Origin of the sequence: Flavobacterium sp. Arc3, assembly GCF_041431375.1 — a bacterium.
GTDB lineage: Bacteria > Bacteroidota > Bacteroidia > Flavobacteriales > Flavobacteriaceae > Flavobacterium.
The window spans coordinates 1-26,732 of the sequence record NZ_JASMRI010000032.1; the positions used below are offsets into that span (position 1 = coordinate 1).

A 26,732-nucleotide genomic window follows, 5' to 3' on the forward strand; every position below is an offset into this window, starting at 1 on the left:
AATCTTGCATTGAGACATATTTTATAATTGCAAAAGTCGTTATTTATATATTTCCCCACAACATTTAGACTTGATCCATTAATTCCTTGACTTTTAAGAATACCACTAACTTTCCAAGCATAAAAAACCAAATAGCTAAAACATAAAACGCCTACAATATAACTGTTTTGGATACCGATAACTTCTGAAATGGATCCTTGCAACCAACTTACAATTCCACCACCCATAATCATCATGATTAAGAAACTACTCCCTTGACTCGTGTGCTTTCCTAACCCGCTTACCGCCAATGTAAAGATACAAGGCCAAAGCGTACTACAGAATAAACCAACACTAGTGAAAGCATATACACTAACCATTCCGCTTGTCCCCATTCCTATTAAAAGCACCACTATTCCTAAGGACGAAAAAATAAGCAGCATTCTGGCAGGATTTCCCTTACTAGCAATGTCAGCGGCAATTAATACCAAAATAACTAAACCATAAATATAGAATGGCGTCAAATCATGTTTAGCAATAGCATTTACAGCTAAGAACACACCAAAAGCCAAATAAGGAGCCAAAAAACGCAGTACTCTTCGCAGACTCATATCATTAGTAAACGCTTCAACAGCTCCGGTCCAGCGACCAATCATCAAACTCGCCCAATACAAAGAAATATAAGGAGCTACATCTTGAGTCAAAAACCCTAAATGTTTTTCCATATAGGCCGGTAAATTACTGGCAGTAGATACCTCAACACCAACATATACAAAAATGGCTACCATCCCTAAAACCAATTGAGGGTATTGCAAGGCTGATTTTTTTGAAACAGCCGCTTCATCTATCACTTCTAATATTGCTCTTGGTTTTTCTGGAAGTGACGAAAATTTCAATAAGATTGCTACAATTAGAAAAGCCAATCCCAATACTAAATAGGGGATTTTCACACTTTCAATACTCATCTCAGTGCTGCCCGCTACATTTGTTCCAAAAATAGCAAAACTCACAATCAGAGGACCAATGGTAGTTCCAAGATTATTAATCCCTCCTGCCATTGTTAAACGTTGCGATCCCGTGGCTAATGGACCTAAAGCGATTGCCAGTGGATTTGCAACAGTTTGTTGTAAAGAGAAACCCAAGGCAACAATGAACAAGCCAGATAACATTAATGGAAAAGAACCCATGTTAGCCGCAGGATAAAACAGCAATGTTCCCAGTGCAGAAATAGCCAATCCTAAGGACAATCCATTTTTATACCCAATCTTATTGACGATATCTTGTTTTATTAAAAGAGAAATTCCCATATAGATTAGAGAGCCTACTGTATAAGCAATGTAAAATGCCAAAGAAACCAACTGGCTCTCCCCTTGTGACAAATCAAATGCTTTTTTAAATACGGGTATTAAAATATCATTACTGGCAGCTACAAATCCCCAAAAGAAGAATACTATGGCTAAAGGGATAAATTGTCCCCATTTTGTTTGTGAATTTTCTGAATTCATAATTAATAGTTGGTTTAAGTTTTAGTGTGTTATTTTAATAATTCAAAACTATCTCTCAAACGGATATCTTCAGAAGAGGCACCAATCATCAAATCAAAATCACCAGGTTCAGTTCCCCATTCTAATTCATTATTATAGAATGACAACTTTTCTTTGCCAATCCTAAACTTCAATTCTTTTGTTTCTCCTGCATTCAATTTTATTTTCTGAAAATCTTTTAGCTCAATTATCGGTCTCACCACTGAACCCACTTTGTCTCTTAGGTACAACTGAACCACTTCTTCTCCAGCAACTTTTCCTGAGTTTTTTAAGTTTAAAGTAACTTCAATTGTTTCACTGTCTTTTATTTTATTTTTCGAAAGTTTTAAATTAGAATATTCGAAAGTTGTATAACTCAATCCGTAACCAAAAGGAAACTTAGAACTATTTTTTAAATCAATGTACGCAGATACATAATTAGTCGCCGTTTCATTTGGCGCAGGTCTTCCTGTATTAAAATGATTATAGTAAATAGGAATTTGACCCTCTTCTCTTGGAAAACTCATAGGCAACTTCCCCGAAGGATTGTAGTCTCCAAATAGCACATCAGCAATAGCGTTACCTGCTTCAGTACCTAACCACCACGTATAAACTACAGCCGGAACATTATCAGCAGTCCAGTTAAAAATAAGTGGTCTCCCTGCATTAATTAACACCACTACTGGCTTACCTGTTGCTTGAATAGCTTTAACAAGTTCTTCTTGCACTCCTGGCAAGTGGATATTGCTGCGACTTTTAGCCTCTCCACTCAAATTCCAGCTTTCGCCAATACTTAGTACAACCACATCTGCTTGTTTTGCTACAGCAACTGCCTCAGCAAAACCATCCTTATTATCTCCTTCTATTTCACAACCTTTAGCGTAGAGTAATTTGGTGTTTTTACTTACTTTATTTTGCATGCCTTCCCATTGAGAAACTACCTCTTTGTCATAATCTAAACTGGGTAATTCGACTGCCCAAAAGCCCATGTTTTGCTTATGTTCTTTTACCAATGGTCCAATAAAAGCAATTGTTTTAGTTGTTTTAGATAAGGGTAAAATACTATTTTCGTTTTTTAATAAAACGATACTTTTTGCCGCAATATCCCTTGCCGCTTTTCTATGCTCTGGGTTATTTAGCTCTTTTTCTTCACGAGCTACATTTGAAAATTTATAAGGATCCTCAAACAATCCTAATTCGAATTTTTTACGCAAAATTCTTTTTACGGCGTCATCAATCAGCGCAATTGGCACCTTATTTTCCTTCACTAATTCGGCTAAATGATAACGATAGGCATTCCCTTCCATATCCATATCGCTTCCGGCAAGTATAGCAGCTAAGGCGGCTTCTTTCTTATTTTTCACATAACCATGGCTTTCCATTTCACTTATAGAACCCCAATCAGAAACTACAAAACCTTGAAAATTCCATTTCCCTTTTAAAATATCTCTTTGCAAGTATTTATTCCCCGTTGCCGGAATCCCATTTAAATCATTAAATGAATTCATAAATGTAGCCGCTCCAGCATCTAAGGCCGCTTTAAAAGGAGGTAAATAGGTTTCCCAAAGCATTCTCGGACTCATATCAACTGAATTATAATCTCGCCCGCCAACAGCAGCGCCATAAGCAGCAAAATGTTTAACACAAGCCATAACCGAATTGACGTCTCCTAATTTCCCTTGAATACCTTTTACTCGAACAGCGGCAATTTGAGAACCTAAATAAGTATCCTCACCAGCCCCCTCCATTACACGACCCCAACGAGGATCACGACCAATATCGACCATAGGTGCAAAAGTCCAATGAATTCCGCTAGCAGCCGCTTCAGTTGCAGCAATCCTAGCAGAAAGTTCCATAGCATCTAAATCCCAACTTGCCGCTTCACCCAAAGGAATAGGGAAAGTAGTTTTAAAGCCATGAATCACATCTTGACCAAACAGCAAAGGAATTTTTAACCTAGACTTCATTGCTAATTCCTGATATTGTCTCGTGTATTTTGTCCCAATGACATTCAACATCGAACCTACGTGACCGTCCTTAATGTCTTTCTCTTTATTTGCATTTATAGTAATAGGACCTGTAGCTTGATTGTCTCCAGTATATTGATTGAGCTGTCCTATTTTTTCCTCAATTGTCATTTGCTTTAGTAAAGCATTTACCTTTTGATCAATTGTTTTTTGCTGAGCAATACCTAATGCCGTTACTGCTAAAAACAATAGTGTTGTTATTTTTTTCATTTCTTCAATTATTAATATTGTCTTACACCCTTTATCCTTTTTGAGCTCTCCGCTTTTAACTTTCTGCAAAAAAATTAAAAGAAAGTCGGCACAAATTTAGTTCTGGTAACTAATTTTTTTCTTCTCAATTTGACATCCCCACGCTTCAGGACTTGGCTAAAAATTACTTTTTAAAAGCGAATGCCTGACCAATTGATTAATTAGCTTACTTTGTTTTTATAAATTCTAAATAATTAAAATTAAAATCTCCCTTTATAAAGTGTACTCTCACTTTATTAATCCCTTGCTTCAAAGTAACGCTCTTTAGTACAACTGTATCCCATTTAGCTACTGCTCCAGATCCAGGAATTGAGATCGTTTGTGACAATTTGTTTCCTTTTTCATCTTCTAAGAACAATTTACCACCCGCTTTTTTACTGGAGAATCGAATCGCAATGTCAAAAGTTTGAGCTTTGTCCAGATCAATTGTGTATTGTAACCATTCTCCATCTTCAATAAAAGTCACATCAAAACCATTAGTGATTTCATCGTTACAAACTTCAATGTCGACGCCATCATTTCTCATAACACCCCCCTTATTCCATTTGGTAAATTTAGTTCCGTCATAATTGATCACATCAGTATCAAAATAGGCATACCCATTTTGACCTAAATCATAATCGGTGGCAAATATTTTTCCAGGTACAATGTGCGTCGTATATTTCTTAGTATCTGTAGTGTGTACTTGTCTGAACATCGCATCAATAACATCATACTTAATCACAGTGTTTTCTAACTTATAATTATTCGCTAATTCCATTAAGGTCGCTTTGGCGGAAGCCACAGTAGGTTTCTCCCCACCCTTTTCCCAATATTCCAAAAGCGCATCATAAGTCGCTGGCTTATTTACTGAGGTAACTCCTGCAGTATTTTCTGCTTTTTTCATTGGCCAAAAGGCCCAACCTATATTGTTTGATTCTAATAAAGAAATAGCTTCCTGGAACCAAACATTAGAGTTCTCTCCTCCTTCTCCCATCCAAATTGGGACATTAAATTGTGCTCTATAGTTCAACATCGTTTGAATCGAACCTACATCATTTTTATTCCAATACTTATGGAAACTCAATGCCATATTATCATCCCACAACGGAAAAATTCCATTGTAATTATTTCCCCAGCAATTCCCTTCAATAATAACTAAATGGTTCGTATCGATAGCCCTGATTGCTTTTGTAATTCTTAATTGCAAGGCTCTCAAAGGGGCATTTAGCTTTTCATCACAGCCGTTTTGATTCGTTCCAGAAAAATTCCAATTGGGTTCATTAATAATATCATATCCTCCTATCCATGGATTGTCTTTGTAACGAGCTGCTAATTTTTCCCACAACGCAACCATTTTATCCTGATTAATTGTACTTTCCCAAAGCGATGGTTTAGATGGATCGTAATCTGATATATTAGCATCTTTTCCTTGACCTCCTGGAGTCGCATGTAAATCTAGAATCAAGTATATTTTGTTTGCAGCACACCAGCTTAGCAATTCGTCAGTTCTTTTAAAACCTTCTTCCAGCCAGGTTTGTTTTCCCAAAACAGTCTCTTGCTCAATAGGCAAAGTGTAAAGATTATAATGCATGGGCAATCGAATAGAATTAAATCCCCAGGCAGCAAGTGAATCTACATCTCGCTTTGTCAATCCATTTTCTTTGTAAGCATTGTAGAATTCAGTTGTATTTTCAGTTCCAATTAAATCAGTAATTTTTTGCTTAATTTCACGCTGTGGACCTGCAAAAGCCGATGTCTTTAACATATATCCTTCCTGCACCATCAAACCGCCAATACCTAAACCTCTAAGCACAATATTTTGCCCCTTACCATCTTCTATATTTTGTCCGTTTCGATGCAAAAATCCTTGAGAAAAGACAGAGATCGAAAGAAATACAAAAAGTATTACTAGTATTTTTTTCATGTAATAATTATTTCATGGTTATAACTGTTGAGCATAGTTAACTCTCGATACATCTTCACTAATGAAAAATTGTATCGAGAAATAATCCAGACTCAAGAAAATTAATTTAGAAAACTAATGTTTGAATTGCATGAGGAAGAATAGTAACCTCAGTTGCTTTTGTACCAATGCACAAATTGTATGTTAAGTTTTTATCCGTTTTATTCATAACAATCGTTACTACTTTACCGTCTTGGTTTAAGAAAGCAGTTGTTTGTAATGCACTTCTACTAGAAACACTACTAATTCTTTTGGCGTCTTTCCCAATGAATTTAGAAAAATGACCAATCATATAATAAGAAGGTGTGTAGATCAATTTACCCGTTTTTGTGTCTCCGTGTATAGGCGAAAAGCAAAAATTACCCACATGATTTGGACCTCCATTTTCATCCAATAGTACATTCCAATCTGTCCATCCTACGGTACCGTTATTAAAATCATGAATCATAGATTCTCCATAACGTTCTCCATTTGCCCAAAGTTGTAAATTTTTGCTATCAAAACTTTCAACACAACCTTCAGTAAAAAGTAAATTTTTATCTGGGTACATCTCGTGGACTTTTCCAACGGTTTCAAACATCGATTCTCCACCACTCCATTTTTCATACCAATGAAATCCAACACCCCATACATATTTTGCAGCTTCGGGGTCATCAAGCACAGCACTTGCTCTTTGGGATAATAAATCTCTGTTGTGATCCCAAACAGTCAATTTTACATCTTTAAGTCCTGCTTTTTGCAATGTTGGCCCTAAAAAGTTCTTAACAAAATCACGTTCTTCCTCACCGGTATAAATACAAGACTCCCAAGTTTGTTTAGCCATAGGTTCGTTTTGAACCGTTAGCCCCCATACTGGAATTCCTTCTTTTGCATAACTATCGATAAACTTCACGTAATAATTTGCCCATGATTGATAAAATTCCGGCAATAACTTACCTCCTTGTAGCATATCCTTCGTGTCTTTCATGAAAGCGGGTGGACTCCATGGACTTGCGTAAACAGTTGCTTTCCCTCCTGCGGTTGCAATTGCTTTTTTAATTAATGGAATTCTAAATTCTTTATCGTGCGCAACGCTAAAGCTTTCTAGAGCAGCATCTCCCTCATCTACATAAGTATAACTCTCTGAACTAAAATCACAACTGTGAATATTAGTTCTAATAATAGAATACCCTATTCCTTTTTCCTTATCATAATAAGCTTGTAAAAATTCTGCCTGACTTTCCTTGGATAATTTTGCAAAAACCTCAGCACTTGCATCAGTGATTGCTCCTCCAATACCTAAATAGGTTTGAAAGGTCTTGCTTGGATTTACAAAAACGCAAAATTGTGTTTCAAGCGGTTGTTTTAAATCTTTGAATTTTAAGTTTACATCTGTTTTTGTTAGTCTCAAGTCTGTGCTATCTGCAGAAGTATAAACTGTAACGGTTCTATTATTTATAGAAAAAGGTATCGTCTTAACTTGCTTCTTTTGTTGCGAAAAAGCAAAAAGTGTAACCGTTAAAAGTGCCGCTGTTGTAATTTTTTTCATCATCTTTTTTATGTTATTTTACCAAATGTAAGTTGCTACTGCTCCTGCGTCCAGAGATGTAGCAATCCACTTTCCATTATACTTAATATTAAAAATCTCATTTGTAGTTCCATCATTTTCTAGTACTAGAACTTTCTTACCTGCAGTAGTTTTAAACGCCACATTATTTAAATTACCTACAGTATTACTAGCTATTCTGATTGATCCATCAGGAATAAACTTTGAAGCGTGCGCTATAATATAGTAGGCCACATTTCTAGAAAAACTCTCACTACTATTTATTGTTAAAGCTCCTTTACAAGAATCACAACCTCCTTGAGTATGTGGACCAAAAGAACTATTATTTGCTAAATTCCACTCTAAGGCTATTTTACTCCAGTTCCGCATTGATCCAATAATAACATTCTTAACATGCCACTTTAAATCTCCATCAAAGCTCCCTGATGAGGAAGTATACTGCTCCGTGAAATAAACATTCTTATTTGGAAAAGCATTATGAACAGTCGACAGCGCGCTAATATCCCCAGCATATAAATGAAATGCTGAACCATCAACATACGAGTTTGCACCACTATCATTCAAAATAGCAATAGGATATTCAGGCTTATCACAGTTATGGTCATATACTACGATTTTTACTTTACTGTTTACCGCTTTAAAAGCAGGCCCTAAATGATTTTTAATGAAATCAGCTTGTTGTGCCGCTAACATCAATAAACTAGGATTATTTCCAGGATGTAACGGTTCGTTTTGAGGAGTAATAGCGTCAATAGTTATTCCCTCTTCTTTCATTTTCTCAATATATTTTACAAAATACTTTGCATATACACTATAATACTGTGGCTGCAAACTACCGCCTATAAAACTACCATTATCCTTCATCCAAACTGGCGGAGACCATGGCACTGCCATAATTTTAATAGCAGGATTGATTGCAATGATTTCTTTAAGCATAGGGATTAAATCCGTCTTATCAGGAGCTAAACTAAAATTAGTCAGATTTAGATCTGTTTGTCCAACGGGCATATCGTCATAAGTAAATGCCGTTGCATTTAAGTCAGATGCTCCTATACTTAATCTTAAATAGCTAATTGAAATAGAAGTGCTACTTGTACCAAATAATTCCTCTAATAACTCTTTTCTTTTGCTAGCATTTAATTGATTAATTGCCTGAGCACTTCCTCCTGTCAAGGTATATCCAAATCCATCTACTGTTTGGAAAGTTTGCGCTTCATCAACTGTTATATTAGGATAGGTGTTATAAGTCGTATTGAAAGCTAAAACTCCTGTTTGTTTTTGGAGCATACTGCTTTGATTCCCTTTGGTCAACCAAAAATCAACCTCGTTAGTAACCGTTACAGGCGTGGGATTAGTTGGTGTAGGACTAACGGTATCACTAGACGGTGAGCATTTTGAAATCATCACCGAAACGATTAATAAAAAGAAAGCTTTCATAGTATTTTTTATAGTTTTCATGTTTTTATTTAAAAGTCTATTTCTACATAAACAGGCAGATGGTCTGATGGATATTTTAAATCTTTTGAATCACTTAAAACCGCGTACTTTTTTACTTTAAAAATACTGTTCTTAGAAAGAAAAATATAATCAATCCTTTTGTTGACTGCTTCGTTGTGCTTAAAATTATTGAATGTTCCTAAAGGTCCAAAAGGCTTTTCTTTAGTTATTTCTCTGGAGTCATCCATTGTATTTTTTAATGCTATAATTCTATTTTCGGTAGGTTCAGAATTCAAATCTCCCATGAAAATTACTGGATACTTTTTAGTATTGAGTTGAGCAATTCGAGTCATGATAAGACTTAGCCCTTTGTTCCTAGCTACTTCCCCAATGTGGTCTAAATGTGTATTGAAAACCCAAAACAATTGTTTTGTTTTTACATCTTTAAATAAAGCGTAGGTACAAACTCTATTATAAGCTGCATCCCAACCCTTTGAAACTTTTTCTGGAGTATCAGAAAGCCAGAAAGTGCTACTCTTTTTAATCTCCAATCTATTTTTATTATAAAAAATGTTTGAAGACTCTCCTAGCCCATTTTCTTCCCTACCTAACCCAATGTGATTGTAGGAAGGCAGTGCATTAGAAATATCCAAAACTTGATTAGGCAATGCTTCTTGAATTCCAAAAATGTCAGGAGCATAAAATTGTATTTGAGATGTAAAAAAAACTGCCCTCAGATTCCAATTATTATCTCCATCGCTAGCTACATCCAAACGGATATTGTACGCCATTACTTTTAATGATTGCGCATTAGAAACAACACTCACTAACATGAAAATTATTGGAATAATTACTTTTTTGATACAATTCATTTTCTATACTATTAATTAATTCTTCATTAGAGTTCCTTTCCAAATTTGAATATAAACTCTTGATGAAGAATCTACTAACCAAAAACAATAAACTAATTATAAACTCTTATGTAATCAATTTCAAATGTAGAAGATGTGAAATTTGGATCAACATCCCCTCCCCAAATGCCTCCCATGGCTAAATTTACTATTAGATAGAAGTTCTTATTGAATGGGAATTTATCCGAATTCTGAAAAGTATAATACAAGACATCATCAACATAAAACTTAATATCAGTAGCAGTCCAATTTGCTTTATAAATATGAAATTCTGTATTACTATTAGGGACTTTTATAATTCCTGTATCAGGTGTATTTCCTGATCTTCCTGGCGAATGCAACGAAGAGTGATTTTGATTTAAATTTTTTCCCACAGATTCTAAAATATCTATCTCTCCACAAGCTGGCCATCCTACACTACCAATATTACCGCCTAACATCCAGACAGCTGGCCACGTCCCAACTCCAGTAGGCACTTTTGCTCTTACCACAATTGTACCATAAGTAAATTCAAATTTTCCATTGCTTTCTATTCTTCCAGAAGTAAACTTCCCTTTACCATAATCTTCTCTAAATGCTGTGATTTTCAAAACGCCACCTTCAACTTTTATATTCTTTGCACGGCTGGTATAAGATTGAAGTTCGTCATTAACATAACCTGGATCCCAGGTTTGAAAATTCCATTTAGTGCCATCAGGAGCTCCATCCACATTAAATTCATCTGACCAAACCAATGATGTGCCTACTAAAACTTTTATTGTAATTGAAGTAGAAACAAATTTTCCAGAATTGTATGCAGACACATATATAACATAGGTATTTGTACCAGCTGTTGAATAAGTATAAGCAAGGTTCCCATCTGTTAGTTCTTTAGTCACTCCATTACCTAGTAAAATTTTATACGATGTCGCATTGGTTGCCGTAATTGTAAAATTTACAGTTCCACTGCCATCACCGTTAGGATTTTGAGCATCAGCACCTACAACCGTTGCAGAAACTGACAGGTTCGATGGTGTTACGACTATCACTTCAGGATCTGTGTTACTACTACTGCACGAAAAAAGACTGATTAGGCTTAAAAACAATATAAATTTTCTCATTGTGATATAATTTTAATTTATTAAAACCACGAATTAAAACTCTTTATAGGTACCTATATTACTACCTCTAATTCAAATAGTTTTTACTCCTTTTTTTATAAAAAGAGACTATTTCAACTCGAAATAGCCTCTTTTTTAAAGTTCTATTAAACCCCTCTCAACTCTACTTTTGCAACCGTAATTCCACTGCTAGTAAAGACATTTCCGCCACTTCTAATTACTAGATATATCTTTCCTGTTTGACTAAATTTAACTACGTTTGAAATAGACCCAGAGTCATTTTTCACACAACCTACCACGGATAATTTTCCGGAGAAAGCAGCTTTAGCACATCCGTCCCAAGTACTTAACCCCATAACTTTATTGTCTTTATATTCAACCCCTAGCACAGGTACTGTCGTTCCTGCATATACTTCAAACCAAGTTTCATCAGAACCATTTTGTGAAGAAACCAGCATATCAATTTTATACTCTTTATCTTTTACCACATCTATCGCTTGATAGATAGCCTCTTGACTCCAGCCACCATTAGAATTTATAGTAGCACTACCAGTCTTAAAAGTCCATTTTGCTGCACCTGATGGGCTTAAATTCATAACGGTCCATTTTGCATAATCAGTTGCATCTGCAAAAGTACCGCCTTGTACTAAATTCCCTTTTAAAGGGTCGGAAGTAGCAACCACAATTTCTTTCGTAGTTGTATTTTCTGCCCCACCTCTTCCTATTGCAACGTGCTTTATTTGGTAAGTTCCTGCATCTGGCAATGAAATTTCTTCATTCATTTTTCCCATATACAAGCCGTCACCTATATCCCATTTTGAGGAAATTACACTTTGCGTTTGAGCCATTAATTGATAAGTATTTGTTTTTCCTGCAATTGGAGTAATTGTAAATGTTGCATCTACATTAGTATCCGTTAATCCGTTTCCTTCTCCTATAGTGTCGGGCTGGCAACTAGTCAGCGACCCTAATGTTGCCATAGCAAACATTAGGTAAATACTTCTTTTTAAAACGATATTTAATTTCATAATTATATGTTTTAGCGCTTAGTTATAATTAGGGTTTTGTACAATTTTTGTGTTTTCCAATTCTTTCAAAGGAATAGGCCAGATTTCATTTTTACCAACTGTAAAACCTTTACTCGCCAATGCTGAAGCTGCTTTTCCTGTACGTACTAAGTCAAACCAACGGTGTCCTTCTCCAGCTAATTCCATTCTTCTCTCTAGTAATATTGCATCGATAGAAACTGGTACTGAACCTAGACCTACTCTTGCTCTTACAGCATCTAATAATGCTTGTGCTCTTGCACCAGTAGCGCCAAGTGCCTCTGCTTCCATTAAATAAGTATCCGCTAGTCGAATCGCATATACATCTTGTTTATAATTCAAAACAGTTGCACCTCCTCCTGTAGACACATCCGTTGTTAATGGCATAAATTTTTTCAAAAAGTAGCCTGTATCTCTATATCCAGGAGAATAATCTGCTTGTCCTGCAGCTTTTAATGCTTTCATATCTACAATCGTAGCATCAAAACGTGGATCAGATTTTAAAACATCGTACAAACTTTGAGTCACTGTATTAAAACTCCAGCCCGAAGCATAATCTGGAGCAGTAGAACCAGTTGGTCTAGAAAAATTTCTTGGTCCAACCATAACATTAACACTATTTCCCTCATCTGAACCTGAACCCCAATTACCCCAATCTGCATTGCTTTTGTCAGTACTCGTAATTTCGATAATTGACTCCGTATTAAACTTATTGCTTATAGTCCATAAGTCTGAAAATTTACTTAGTAATTTATAACCATAAATACTTGTCCCTCCGGGAGTTCCATTAACTAAAGCCAATGCCGCAGCGGCTTGAGTCTTTTTCCCTTCATATAAATACACTTTCCCTAACAATGCCTGCACTGATCCTTGTGAAAAGCGACCACCTTCATTAGCTATATCAGTGATTGAAGTAGGTAGATTAGGTAATGCTTCCGTTAAATCTTTCTCTATTTGAGCATAAACAACATCTGAAGTTGATTGCGTAATGTTATAAATCTCACTAGTTGAAATTGGCTCAGTGATCAATGGAATATTTTTGAATGTTCTAACTAGCTCAAAGTAATAATAAGCACGTAATGCTTTAGTCTCCGCAGTAAATCTTGCTTTAGCAGCATCTGCCATCGGAACAGTAGGTAGTTTTTGAAGTAAAATATTTGCTCTAAAAATCCCTTGGTAAAAATCATTCCAATAACTAGAAGGTATGGTCACTGCACTTATTGAATAATCTGAAAAAGATTGCATTCCTGTGCCATCTGTAGCTCCACCACCACCAGCATAAAAATCGTCTGACCCAGCATTTAGCATACAAATCATATTTTCAAATCCTCTGGATTGCTTCCCTAAAACGTCATAAACTGCAACAAGCCCTGAATAAGCTTCTGCTTCGTTAGTATAATAGTTACCTTCTAATGCCGTCCCTTTTGGTTCCACATTTAAAAATTCCTCACTGCATGATGTCGCTGAAAAAATCACAACAGAAGCAATAAGTGAAAATTTTATATTTTTAAGTTTCATAATAATATCTTTTATTAAAATTGTAAATTAACACCTAGCATGAATGTTCTCGCTTGTGGATAAAATCCTCTATCAATTCCCATTACTCCTCCACCAATTTCAGGATCATATCCAGAATATTTAGTGAAAGTGAATAAGTTCTCAGCTGTTAAATAAATTCTTGTTTTTTGTAAACCAGCTTTATTAATGACATCACTTGGCAATGTATAACCAAACTGAACCGTTTTAAATCTTAAATAATCACCGTCTTCTAAATAAAAATCAGATGGGTTATTAAAGTTTTTGTTCGTGTCATCTGTAGTCAACCTTGGAAAAGTATTTGAAGTTCCTTCTCCTGTCCAACGACCTAATGCAGTAGTTTGAAAATTAGCATTTCCAATGTCTAACCTACGTAAACCTTGAAAGATCTTATTACCACTAGCACCTTGTGCAAAAACTAATAGATCGAAATTTTTGTAATCTAAATTGATAGTAAAACCAAAAGTATATTTAGGTATTGGACTTCCTAAAAACTCTCTATCATCTGATGTGATTTGCCCATCTCCATTTACATCTTTCCAACGGAAATCTCCTGGAACTGCATTAGGTTGAATCAATCCTCCACTAGCATTTGTGTATGCATTTACTTCAGTTTGATTTTGGAATATACCTGCTGTTTTAAATCCGTAAAAGGCATTGTATGGTTGTCCTACTTGCACTCTTGTAATAGGATAAGTACTAGACTGAATGGTTTGGCCTCCTGATAAGAAATCAACCCCGTTACCTAAATTGGTAACTTTATTATCTAAATAAGATACATTAGCGTTAATAGACATATTTACCTGACCCACCGTTTTGCGGTACCCCAATTCAAAATCGATACCTTTATTCTGCATATCAGCAACGTTACCGACAGGATTCCCCGTTGAACCCACATATCCGGGTATGATAACATCTTGCAAAATACCTGTTGTTTTTTTATCGTATAAATCTACCGCAAGGTTAAAGTCATTAAAAATTGTGGCATCAAAACCTATATTAGTCTGACTAGTCTCTTCCCATTTTAAATCTGGATTTGAAGGAGCATTAGGACTATTACCTATAGTTACAGAACCTGAATTCCCAATAGTGTAGTTTCTTCCTCCGCCAATTGTAGCTAAATATCTAAAATCTCCAATAGCATCATTACCTGTTACTCCGTAACCTCCTCTAAATTTCAGCTGACTGATTACGTTGTTTTCTTTCCAAAAATCTTCTTTTGAAGCTACCCAACCTAAAGAGAACGATGGAAAAGTTCCGTACTTATTGTTTGATCCAAATCTTGAAGAACCGTCTCTACGGATAATACCTGTCACCAAGTATTTTTCCTTATAATCATAATTTAATCTTGAAAATAAAGAGGTTACAATATGTTCTGATCCCGTGTACGCAAAAGCAGTAACTTGATCAGTAGCTACACTATAATTAAATGAAGCGTCTTTATAATTAGTTACAGGAATGTCATAATAGGTCACTCCACTACCGCTTGTAATATTATCAACATAAGTACCTTGACCTATTAAAACACTAAAATTATGACTATTAATAAGTCTAGAATAGGACGCAATATTTTCAATATTCCAACCAAATCCAGTATTAGTACTTCTATATATATTATTTCTAGCAACAATACTTGAAGCATTTAAGTATGATTCAGGAGTAAAACTTTCGCTACCCCAATACGCTAATTTCCCACCAAGAGTCGTACGTATTTTTAAACCACTTATAGGTTCCACTTCTAAATAAGCATTTCCCACAAAATTATCAGACCAACCGTAATTGCCTAATTTCGTTTGAATATATGCCAATGGATTAGACATTTCTTGACCTACATTAGATGAAATACCATAAGGATTCCCATTAGCATCTCTAATAGCACCGCTATTTGTATAAGGAGATTGATTAGCAAGAATAGGATCTGTTTCAACGATTGGTGTTAGAGGATCTAAATTAATTGCAGAACTTAAGACTCCGCCAAACTCACTATTGGTATTTCCAACTCCAACACTTTTCTCTCTAGAATAACCTAATGTTTGACCAAAAGTAATTTTCTTAGTTATTTTATGTGTAGAATTTAACCTAATGTTTTTTCTAATATAATTAGAAATATCAGTAGCAACAATTCCTTCTTGATCCAAAAGACCAAATGAAAGATAGAACGTTGAAACCTCATTTCCACCGCTTAAGCTTAATTCATGACCTACACGTTTAGCACTATTGTTAAAAATAGCCGATTGCCAATCTGTACCAGTACCATATGAAGCTGGGTCTGCAAACTTAATTGCACCACCACCCGCTACAGAAGCTTCGTTCATTAACGTTGCATATTGCGTTGCATTTAACAAATCTAATTTCCTGGCTGGAGCAGATATACCGGTGTAACCGTTATAATTCACACTAACCTTTCCAGATTTACCTTTTTTAGTAGTTACTAAAATCACACCTGTTGCAGCCCTCGCACCATAAATTGCTTGAGAAGCGGCATCTTTTAAAACTTCTATAGAAGCAATATCCGATTGATTTAAATAACCTATTCCTCCAGAATCTACCACAACTCCGTCAACAACCCAAAGTGGCTCGTTATTCCCGAAAGTAGTAATCCCCCTAACACGTATTGTTGCAGAGGAACCAGGTTGTCCAGAGTTTGCTGCAATAGTTAAACCTGAAACTCTACCTTGCAAGGATTGTTCAACTCTTGTAATAGGCAAATCTTCTAGGTCTGACGCCTTGATACTAGAAATAGCTCCAGTAACAACACTTTTCTTTTGAGTACCATACCCTACAACAACCACTTCGTTTAAATCTTGTGATTGTGAAACCAGTTTAATAGTAATGGAAGATCGACCTTTAATAGGTTCTGCAATCGTAGCATATCCAATATAGCTAATCATTAAGATTCCATTAGTAGGAGCTTTAAATTGGAACTTTCCATCAAAATCCGAAGAGGTAGATTGAGTACTCCCTTTCAGCAAAATTGATGCTCCTGGAATTGGCATTCCTGTTTCATCATTGACTATTCCGTTCACTACAATATCTTGCGCTTGTGCATAAACTGAGAATAGTATTGATGAAAAACAAAAAATAAGTAATTTCGTTAATTTCATTTTTCTATAATTTTTGGTTAATTATTTAGTTATTTACTGCAATAATACCTGTTTTTTTTTGGTATTATCATTTATAGTTCATTACAAAAACACATCAACGCTCAAAATTTAGCTTTACAAAAACACATCAAAAATATCATAAAAGCGTATAAAACAGTTGTTTAAATAAAATAATAGCATATTACAAAATATAATAAACTAAAATAAACACTACATTAAATGAAAATCGATTATTTTAGCATTTATTCGATATTTAAGAGATAAAAAATGATTTGTGAAAATTGGTTTTAACTTATAAAACTACCCAGTATCTATTATGTTATTATGAAATACAAAATATTAAAACTACTACTTCTAGGAATTCTATTGACTTCAACAATACTGACAAGTCAATTAAAAAACATTGGACTTCCTGACATTCGCAACTACAAGAGATCCGATTATAAAGGAGGAACGCAAAATTGGGCTATTGACCAAGATAAAAATGGCAACTTATATTTCGCAAACAATAACGGCCTACTTCAATTTGATGGTTCATCTTGGAAAAAATATTCATTACCAAATTCCTTTGCAGTCAGATCGATAAAAATTGATGATTCCGGTAAAATATTTGTTGGTGGCTATAGTGAATTTGGTTATTTTGACTCCAATAAAAAAGGAGCGCTTGAATATTTTTCCTTATCAAAAATGATTACTAAGGACGCTAAAAAACTAATAGACTTCATCTGGAAAATACATATCCGTGGCAAAGAAGTAATTTTCCAATCCTTTGAAAAAATTTACATCTACAAAGACAACAAACTCAAAATACGCAATGCACCTAATCGATTTCAATTTTCCTTTTTAATAAACAATAAGCTTTATCTACAAGACATTTCGCTAGGACTACTAGAGTATAAAAACGATACATTCATCCCTTTAAAAGGTTCAAAAATAATTAACAATAACGAGGCATGGGGTATGTTTCCAATGCCCGATAATAAAATACTGGTCGCCACATTAAGCAAAGGACTTTTTATTTACGATGGAAAAGGAATGATACCTTGGGATACAGAAGCCAATGAGTTTATTAAAAAAAATAGCTCGCTAGGGGGAGTCAAGATAACGAATCGTTTTATCGCTATAAATTCAGTATTAGACGGAATAATAATTTGCGACCTTAATGGTAAAATTATTCAACACATCAACCATAAAAAAGGATTACAAAACAATACCGTACTTACTTCCTTTCTTGACAACAAAAACAACCTTTGGCTGGGCCTTGATAACGGGATTGCATTTATTAATGAAAGCTCTCCTTTTTCCTACTTTGGCTTTAGTTATGATTTAAGCACTGTTTACGCTTCCGTTATTTTTAATGACAAATTATACGTAGCAACTAATCAAGGAGTCTTTTACCACACTTGGAATAAAACAATCAAGGAAGATGCTTTTTCACTCGTACAAGGCACAACAGGTCAAGCATGGAATTTACAAATAATCGATGATCAGTTATTCTGCGCTCACAATAGAGGAGCATTACTTATTGCAGGACCAAATACCGTTAAAATACTTGACAATAGAGGTTACTTTGGCTTTAAAAAAATGCCTAATCATCCTAATAACATGATAGCCGCTACCTATAATGGTTTTACTGTATTTGAAAAAACAAAAAACGGCTGGGAATTCAAAAACAAGATAGCTGGTTTTGATAAACCAGCAAACACCTTCGAAATAGACAAAGATAATCTTTGGTTAAAAAAAGATGACCTTTTATATCAGATGCAACTATCAGAAGACTTAAGTAAAATAACAAAAACAAAATCATTCCAAGAATTAGCAAAAGGCTTTAAAGGAATAGGAAGCATACAACAATTTAACAATCACATTTATTTTCAAAACAAAAATCATTTTTACAAATATTCTAAAGAAAAGGATGTATTCTATGAAGACAAAGCTATTACTGCTTTATTTAAAGAAATCCCATTAATTAGATCTCTTACCGAAGACCGCTTAGGCAATTTGTGGTATACATTCAACGAATCGCTAGGAGTATTACTAAAAAACAAAAACAACACCTACAAAAACTCCGTAGCACCCTTTTCAAATTTAACCGGTAACTTAGTCGATAACTATGTATCAATCAACACCGTCGATTCTACAAATATATTTATAGGACTAACGGATGGATTAGCTCATTACAACGCTAATCTATCAAAGAGTTTCATAACGAAGCCCAAGGCATTTATCCAGAGCTTTACCTCTCCTACCGACACGCTATTATTAGGTAATGGGGAAAAAGAACTAGACGACTATACAATCCCGTACAAATCAAACTCGGTGCGCTTTACCTTCTCCTCACCTACCTATGAAAATGTTGAAAACGTCGAATTTTCATATCTATTATCTGGCTTTACAGACAAATGGAGTCCTTGGTCAACATTTTCATTTAAAGAATACACTAACTTAAGAGAAGGCAATTACAAGATGATGGTAAGGGCACGCAATAGCTACGGAATAGAATCAGACAACACTATATTCAATTTCACTATTACTCCACCATGGTATAGACATTTTTTAGCTTACTTATTTTACATAGCTGCAATAGCAACCACAATCATTTATATTAGAAAGAGAGTAAAAGATAAAATCAGAAAGAATAAATATTACGAAACAATAGAACAAAGAAGAATATATTTAGAAAAAGAATCCAAAATTAGACTAGAGCAGTACGAACTTGAAAAAGAAATTGAAAAGCTAAAAAACGATAAACTGCAAATAAAAATATTAACAAAAGACAAAGAACTCGTAAACAACTCACTACAAGTTGTCAAGAAAAACAAAATCTTAAATGGTATTATACATAAACTAAAAGACATTAATATAGACTCATTTGACGATTCAACGAAGTTCCAGCTTAACAAATTAAACAAGAGCATTGCTAAGGAAGTAAATGCAGATAAAAGTTGGAAAGATTTAGAAAAACACATTAAAAATGTGCATTTTGATTTCTTAAAAAGATTAAAAGAAAAATACCCCACAATCTCTCCTAGAGAGCTTGATCTTTCTACTTATCTATTATTGAATATGTCCACAAAGGAGATAGCAGAAATAATGAACATTTCAAACGGAGGCGTAGAGCTTGCTCGCTATCGATTAAGAAAAAAACTGGAACTCAACAAGAAAGAAAATCTCATTGGTTTCCTAATGAGTATTTAAAACAAAACAGCCATCTCATTTTGAGATGGCTGTTTTGTTTTACTAAAACTTAAAAATAGATTATGACAAATAATCCAATGTTCGCTCCAATGCCATGCCACGCGAACCCTTTATCAAAATCGTGCTGTTTTCTATGTTCATATCCTTTAAACTGGCGGAAAAAGAATCAAATGATTCATAAAATTGAAATTGAGGATTACCAACCTTACATAAGTAAAATGCAGCACCAATAAAGAAACATTGGACTGCTTCCTCGTTCAAAAGCGAACCAACCAGTTCCTGATGTTCTTTTTTACTTTCAGCTCCTAATTCAAACATATCTCCTAAAATCATTATTTTATTTGTACTGTCCAATTGAAGGAAATTCTCAATTGCTACCGCCATACTACTTGGATTTGCGTTGTAAGCATCCAGAATAATCTTATTCGTTCCAATTGTTAACAATTGCGATCGATTATTTTCAGGAATATAACCCTCCAAAGCCTCTTTAGCACAGAGATTATCTACTTTAAAGAACTTTCCTATAGCAAGTGCCGCATTTAAATTATTAGCGTTATAAAGTCCAATTAAATGAGATGAAATTACAATATTTGAATACCCTATTTCAACAAACGGATTTGCTTTAACAGATGTAATACACACATCAGCATTTTCTTTATTTACACCAAAGGAAAAAGACTTTATTTTTTTTGTTTTTTCAACTTGAATAGGATCTTCAAGGTTAACAAAAGCTAACTTATCATTTTGAGATAGATATTGATACATCTCACTTTTACCTTCAATAACACCACCAATGCCTCCAAAACCTTCCAAATGTGCTTTACCAAAATTAGTTATATAACCATAATCGGGGTTTGCTATATTACAAAGAAATTCAATTTCCTTTTTATGATTGGCTCCCATTTCCACAATACCTATTTCGGTATCTGAATTAAACGACAATAATGTCAATGGAACTCCGATATGATTGTTAAGATTACCAACGGTTGCTTTAGTTTTGTATTTTTTAGAAAGAACCACCTGAATCAACTCTTTAGTAGTTGTTTTACCGTTACTTCCAGTAAGGGCGATAATAGGCAAATTGAGATATTTTCTATGCAATTTTGCCAATTCCTGCAAAGTAGACAAACTGTCGTCTACCAAGATCGTTCTTTTATCAAGATAATAATTTTCATTGTCTATGATTACATAAGACGCTCCCTTTTCTAAAGCTTCTATTGCAAATGTATTTGCATCAAAGCGGTCCCCTTTAATGGCAACAAATAATGAATTTGACTCTATCTTACGAGTGTCAATTGAAACTGATTTACATTCCAAAAATAAACTATGAATTCTAGCTATATCCATTTAAAAACGATTAAAAAAAAAGCCCTAATGAAAGGGCTTTAATTACTATTTTATATAAAATTTAATTTCTTGCTGTTTTTCTTTTATCCGATTTTGGACCAACTCTAGACATTGCACATCTAAATCCAATATAGTCAGTAGCCATATCTTGAGGGAAGTATCTTCTCTGAGCAGGATCTAACCAGTAAGCTCTATCTCTCCAAGAACCGCCTTTGTAAACTCTCACATCGTCATTAATCAATGTTGTTCTCTTGTTTGATCTATCGTATTTCCTAACCATCAATCCTAAACTGTCTGTTGTTACGTTATGCTTAGGCGAGTTATACATGGCTTTATCACCTTTATCTGTATCAGACTCAGAACGTCCAAAATCATAATTTTTAGAAGACTGCTTATCACCATCTCTATAATTAATATTATTACTCTTATCAAAATTTTGTCTCAAGTACGTTTCATTTTCATCAACAGGAACTTGTGCGATTTCTCCAGGGAAACTTCTTACAATAATTTTCCCATTACTTAAAGTATCTTTTTTCATTGTCTCTAAAGTGACAATTTCTACTTTACCATCTGCACCAATTTTATTTTTAGTATAACGGTTTCCTCTAAAATAATTGAAATCATTTGCTTCGTTATCTATAATAGGTCTGTAAACATCAGCAACCCATTCGGCCACATTTCCAGCCATATCGTACAATCCAAAATCATTTGCCGGATATTTTTTAACCGCATTAGTGATATCAGCTCCGTCATCAGACCAACCTGCAATCCCACCGTAATCTCCATTACCTTGCTTAAAGTTAGCCAATTGATCTCCTTTGTTTTGTCTTTTTCCAGAACGGGTATAACTACCTGACCAAGGATATTTTTTCTGTCCTTTATAAATATTATACTCTCTCTGTCCAACATCGGCTGCAGCTGCATATTCCCACTCTGCTTCAGTAGGCAGTCTGTATTCTGGTAAAATAATACCAGATGAACGTTGTGCATATACATTTTTCGGTTCAACAACGTTTCCGTTTTTTCCAACTTTAGAGCCTTTCTTAGCTCCTTTTGCTAACACAATTTCTTCATTTCCTCCATAAGTCATTGTAGGCGCTGCTAAATAAGTGTCTGTACTAAATGTACTCTCAGCTGTAACATCTTGTGTTTTAGCATTCTTTTTCAAGTAACCATTTTTTTCCAAAAGGGCCTCATTAACACGATCTGTTCTCCATTTGCTAAATTCTACAGCTTGAATCCAGTTTACACCAACTACAGGGTACTCTGCATAAGAAGGATGTCTCAAATAGTTATTAGTCATCGTTTCATTATAACCCAACCTATTTCTCCAAACTAAAGTATCAGGTGAAGCACCTTCATATATATGTCTATAATTATCATCACTAGGTGGGAATACACTTTTCAACCAATCTAAATATTCCAAATACATAAAGTTCGTAACTTCAGTTTCATCCATATAAAAAGACTGAACATGTTGTTGTGTTGGAGTATTATTCCAATCATGCATAACATCATCTTGTACTTTACCCATCGTAAAAGTTCCTCCCTCTACAAAAACTAATCCAGGTCCGGCAACTTGTTTTGTATTACCCGAAGCTTTTTTACCATCGACATTCCAGCCAGTAGCTCTTGAAGCATTTTTTGAACTTGATTTTTTACTGCAACTGGCAAAACCAATAATCATTGTTATCGATAACATCAATCGCAAGGCTGTAATTTTATTTACTTTCATACTCTTTTAAAGGTAATAATTTAAGTGTTGCAATATAATAATTAACAATTAACCCGCAACACCGTTTTAAAAAATTTTATTCTGTTGATTTATATTAAACGCATCATAGAAATCAAACGCAAATTTATACTATTTATTATTTGTTTTTATACTAAAAGATATATTTTTACTTTATCTAACAATTAACTATTCATGCAATTTAAGCAAAAAATGCAAAAACTACTACTTTATAGTTTATTACTACTTTCTTATATATCATTTGCGCAGAATACAGCTGACGTAACGATTGCTTGGACAGAAAAAACCGAAGTTTCTTTTGGGAATTATAAAATCAATATTCCTCAATTCACAGGAAACAGTTACCAATATAAAGCATCTGAAAAAAAACTTTTATTCAGCTTAGAATTAGTAAACCCTGTCCTTTTTGAAGCCAGCAATGTCCAAATCACCAATATTGTTTACGAAACGATAACGACCGCTCAACTTGGGGACTTAGCCCTTGAAAACATACCACAGCAAATAGTGACTTCTCTAAGAAACACGCAGTCAAGAGGCATTACACAATCCTTTCTACTCTTGTCCCCCATAGTAAAAGACGAATACGGCTATAAAAGAATCAACTCTTTTTCTTATAGCATCACTAGTTCAACCGCAAAGATCGCACAATCAAACAAATCAACAAATACAATCTCTAACTCTGTTTTAGCCACTGGAGACTGGTACCGTTTTTATATTGAAAAATCAGGTGTTTATAAAATTCCTAAAAACTTCTTGCAAGACATAGGCATTAACGTAAATAGCATCAATCCAAAAAAACTGAAAATTTTCGGAAATGGAGGAAAAATGCTACCGCTGTCTAATAATATCTACTACCCATCAGATTTAACCGAAAATGCAATCCAAATTATTGGAGAAAACGATGGGACTTTTGATAACGAAGATTACATATTATTCTATGCTGAAGGTCTTGACACCTATAATGAAGAAAGTCAAACATACAACAATCTATATGATAGCAAATCTTATTATTACATTACCACTTCAGGAGATGAGGGAAAAAGAATTAAGGAGGCAAATCAACCCACCGGCAGCACTACGCTAAGTCTTACTACTTTTGACGATCATCAATTCCACGAATTAGATTTAATAAATATTGCAAAGCTTGGCAGACAATGGTTTGGCGAATCTTTTGACATTAACCAAGAACAGGAATTTGAATTTAATTTTCCAAACATAGATCTCACAACAGCAGTAAAAATCAAAGCTACGGTAGCTTCTGCAGCATATACCCCTACTTCTTTTAAGATCACCTCGAGCGGACAAAACATAGGTGCAATATCATTTTCAGCAATCAATACCAATTCAGAAACCGAATTTATTGTTGGCTCTTTACCGAGTGACACCTCCCTTAACGCGTCCGAAAGTTTAAAAATAAAACTTACCTATAATAACAATGGCGTTCCAGGCTCAAAAGGTTTTTTAGATAACATCCAGCTAATAGCAAAAAGAAAACTTCAAGGATACGGAAAACAATTTAACTTTCAATATGATGCTTCAGTTGCTAGTTTTGGAGTGGTGAATTACACCCTATCTAATGCAGCAGCAATAAGCCAGGTCTGGGACGTTACGGACCTATTTAATGTCAGTAAATTCGAAACCACTAATCAACCCCTTTTTTCTTTCAAAGCAAATCTAGGAGAGCTTAGGGAATATGTAGCTATTGATCCTTCTGACTATTTTACCCCTTTAAAAGACAGCAAACCTAAAGTATCCAATCAAAACATAAAAGGCTCCATTTTTAAAAATAACCAAGGTCAATTTGAAGATATTGATTACGTAATTATTACTCCAAATTCCTTAATAACCCAAGCCGAAAAGTTAGCCAGCTTCCATAGATCCTATTCAAAACTGAATGTAAAAGTGATCACAACAGAATCTATATACCCAGAATTCTCTTCGGGAAAGCAAGACATAGCAGCAATTAGAAATTGTATAAAATATATTTATGAAAATGCTTCCACCACAGCTAAAAGAATAAAATACGTGAACCTTTTTGGTGATGCTTCCTATGACTATAAAAACCGAACTATCAATAACACGAATATCGTACCTATATATCATGCCCTTAATAGTCGTACAACAGGCGAAGCTTCTTTTGCATCTGATGATTTTTATGGACTGATGGATAGCAGCGAGGGCAATATTATTTCTTATTTTGGAGGGATTGATATTGCAGTTGGAAGAATGATTGTAAATGACCCACAACAAGCAGAAGAAATGGTAAACAAGGTAATTGAATACCATGATATAAAATCATACGGAAGCTGGAGAAATAATTTCGTGATGATTAGCGATGATTCAGATCAAACCTCCGATGCAAATTTACAAAGCAGACAAAACAAATTAGCTGATATAATCACAACTCAAAAGCCATTTTTTAATATTAATAAAATTATTTTGGACTCCTATGTTCAAGAAGCATCTGCAGGAGGTTTCCGATATCCAAAAGCAAGAACAGACTTATTTAATGCATTCGAAAAAGGTGCTTTAGTCTTTAATTATTTAGGACACGGAGGTGAGGACGGATTATCAGCAGAACGAATTTGGGAAAAATCAGATGGCCAAAATTTAAGCAATCAATACAAGTACCCTTTATTCATAACAATCACCTGTGAGTTCTCCCGTTTTGACAATCCTTCCAGACCTACAGCTGGCGAATATACGTATTGGAACCCAAAAGGCGGAGCCATTGCGATGATTACTACAATTCGTTCCATTGGGCAATTTAGCGCAGAAAATTTTAATGATGTCCTATCTGAAAAACTATTCTCCTTTGACTCAAGCCAATACACCTCTATTGCCGAAGCTTTGCGATTATCAAAAAACAGTAACCCAAACAGCGCTACAAATGTGGTGTTCTTTTTAGGCGATCCCGCACTATTTCTAGCAATACCTAAGCCCAAAATAAAACTCACAAAAGTAAACGACATTCCAATATCACAAACAACGGACGACTTCAAATCATTGGCTCGTATGAAAGTGAGTGGTGAAATCACTGATGAAAATGATACGCGATTAACAAATTACAATGGCGAAGTTTCCACTACGATATTCGACAAAACCATCCCAAGGACAACTTTAAATAACGACAACAATAGCCCAGCAATAAATTTCAACACTCTTGGCGAAACCATATTCAGAGGAAATGCTTCTATTACCAATGGTTTGTTTGAATTTAACTTGGTAGTCCCAAGAGACATTCGAATTCCACTAGCAAACGGGAAAATAAGTTTTTATGCTAAAAAGAACCAAACACTAGAAAACGAAACCGGTTTTGACACTAGTATTCTGATAGGCGGAATTAATGAAAATGCCACCGCAGACAATATTAGCCCAAAAGTGAAGTTATATATGAATGACGAGACGTTTGTTTCAGGCGATATAACAAATACATCCCCATTTCTACTAGCTTTCCTTGAAGATGAAAACGGAATAAATACGGCTAGTGGAATAGGACATGATATTGTGGCAATTTTAGACGGAGACGTAACTAATCCCTATCTATTAAATGATTACTATCAAACAAATCTGGATGATTACACTAAAGGAAGTCTACGATTTCCTCTACGTAATATAGCGGTAGGTTTACATACTATTACATTTAAGGCGTGGGACGTATACAACAATCCCACAACTACTGAAATCCAGTTTGTAGTAATAGGTGATGAATCTATCACTTTGACCCATGTATTAAATTATCCTAATCCATTTGTCAACTATACAGAGTTTTGGTTCACCCACAATAGGCCTTACGAACCTTTAATGGTACAAATACAAGTTATGACAATAACTGGCAAAGTGGTCTGGACCAAAAACCAAATTATTTCAACAGAAGGATTTCTATCAAAAGAGATTACTTGGGACGGAAAAGATGATTTTGGTAATCGAATAGGAAAAGGAGTATACATCTATAAACTAACTGTCAAGTCAACTTTAACGAATAAAAGAGCAGAAAAATTTGAAAAACTTGTCTTACTTTAATTAAATAC

14 protein-coding genes are annotated in these 26,732 nt (G+C 34.6%); 2 read left to right on the forward strand and 12 right to left on the reverse strand.

Going from position 1 to position 26,732, the window contains the following annotated elements:
* The 10 genes from QO200_RS17530 to QO200_RS17575 form a co-directional block, all read right to left on the reverse strand.
* Nucleotides 1-1,484: MFS transporter (locus QO200_RS17530; protein ID WP_371542795.1), on the reverse strand; the 1,484-nt coding region annotated here is incomplete at its 3' end.
* 29 nt (nt 1,485-1,513) lie between these two features.
* Complete coding sequence (gene bglX, locus QO200_RS17535) at nt 1,514-3,739, reverse strand: beta-glucosidase BglX (protein ID WP_371542798.1); 2,226 nt, start codon at nt 3,737-3,739, stop codon at nt 1,514-1,516.
* Between the two features lie 205 nt (nt 3,740-3,944).
* Nucleotides 3,945-5,684, reverse strand: coding sequence for a cellulase family glycosylhydrolase (locus QO200_RS17540; protein ID WP_371542800.1), 1,740 nt, complete (start codon nt 5,682-5,684; stop codon nt 3,945-3,947).
* A gap of 106 nt (nt 5,685-5,790) precedes the next feature.
* Nucleotides 5,791-7,251, reverse strand: a complete 1,461-nt coding sequence (locus tag QO200_RS17545; protein WP_371542843.1) for a glycoside hydrolase family 30 beta sandwich domain-containing protein — start codon at nt 7,249-7,251, stop codon at nt 5,791-5,793.
* Nucleotides 7,252-7,269: 18 nt separating this feature from the next.
* Entirely contained in the window at nt 7,270-8,727 is a 1,458-nt protein-coding gene (locus QO200_RS17550) for a glycoside hydrolase family 30 beta sandwich domain-containing protein (RefSeq protein ID WP_371542803.1), read from the reverse strand.
* A gap of 8 nt (nt 8,728-8,735) precedes the next feature.
* Nucleotides 8,736-9,578, reverse strand: a complete 843-nt coding sequence (locus tag QO200_RS17555) for an endonuclease/exonuclease/phosphatase family protein (protein ID WP_371542805.1) — start codon at nt 9,576-9,578, stop codon at nt 8,736-8,738.
* A 92-nt stretch (nt 9,579-9,670) separates the two neighbouring features.
* Nucleotides 9,671-10,717, reverse strand: coding sequence for a glycoside hydrolase family 16 protein (locus QO200_RS17560; protein ID WP_371542808.1), 1,047 nt, complete (start codon nt 10,715-10,717; stop codon nt 9,671-9,673).
* Between the two features lie 146 nt (nt 10,718-10,863).
* Nucleotides 10,864-11,745, reverse strand: coding sequence for a hypothetical protein (locus QO200_RS17565; protein ID WP_371542811.1), 882 nt, complete (start codon nt 11,743-11,745; stop codon nt 10,864-10,866).
* A gap of 18 nt (nt 11,746-11,763) precedes the next feature.
* Nucleotides 11,764-13,281: a RagB/SusD family nutrient uptake outer membrane protein gene (locus tag QO200_RS17570; protein ID WP_371542814.1), complete on the reverse strand. Its 1,518-nt coding sequence runs from the start codon at nt 13,279-13,281 to the stop codon at nt 11,764-11,766.
* A 14-nt stretch (nt 13,282-13,295) separates the two neighbouring features.
* A complete protein-coding gene (locus QO200_RS17575) occupies nt 13,296-16,403 on the reverse strand; it encodes a SusC/RagA family TonB-linked outer membrane protein (RefSeq protein WP_371542816.1) in 3,108 nt (1,035 codons plus the stop codon).
* A gap of 324 nt (nt 16,404-16,727) precedes the next feature.
* Here QO200_RS17575 and QO200_RS17580 point away from each other — a divergent pair, with 324 nt between their 5' ends.
* Nucleotides 16,728-19,601 carry a triple tyrosine motif-containing protein gene (locus QO200_RS17580; protein ID WP_371542818.1) on the forward strand — a complete coding sequence of 958 codons (2,874 nt, stop codon included), beginning with the start codon at nt 16,728-16,730 and terminating at the stop codon, nt 19,599-19,601.
* Between the two features lie 60 nt (nt 19,602-19,661).
* Here the strand turns inward: QO200_RS17580 and murF are convergent, their stop codons facing one another.
* Both murF and gldJ read right to left on the reverse strand, forming a co-directional pair.
* Nucleotides 19,662-20,948 (reverse strand): UDP-N-acetylmuramoyl-tripeptide--D-alanyl-D-alanine ligase, encoded by a 1,287-nt coding sequence (gene murF, locus QO200_RS17585; RefSeq protein WP_371542821.1) that lies wholly within the window; start codon nt 20,946-20,948, stop codon nt 19,662-19,664.
* Nucleotides 20,949-21,009: 61 nt separating this feature from the next.
* Entirely contained in the window at nt 21,010-22,683 is a 1,674-nt protein-coding gene (gene gldJ, locus QO200_RS17590; protein WP_371542823.1) for a gliding motility lipoprotein GldJ, read from the reverse strand.
* A gap of 210 nt (nt 22,684-22,893) precedes the next feature.
* On the opposite strand from gldJ, the gene porU reads away from it, so the two are divergent.
* Complete coding sequence (gene porU / locus QO200_RS17595) at nt 22,894-26,724, forward strand: type IX secretion system sortase PorU (protein WP_371542825.1); 3,831 nt, start codon at nt 22,894-22,896, stop codon at nt 26,722-26,724.
* Nucleotides 26,725-26,732: the final 8 nt, after the last annotated feature.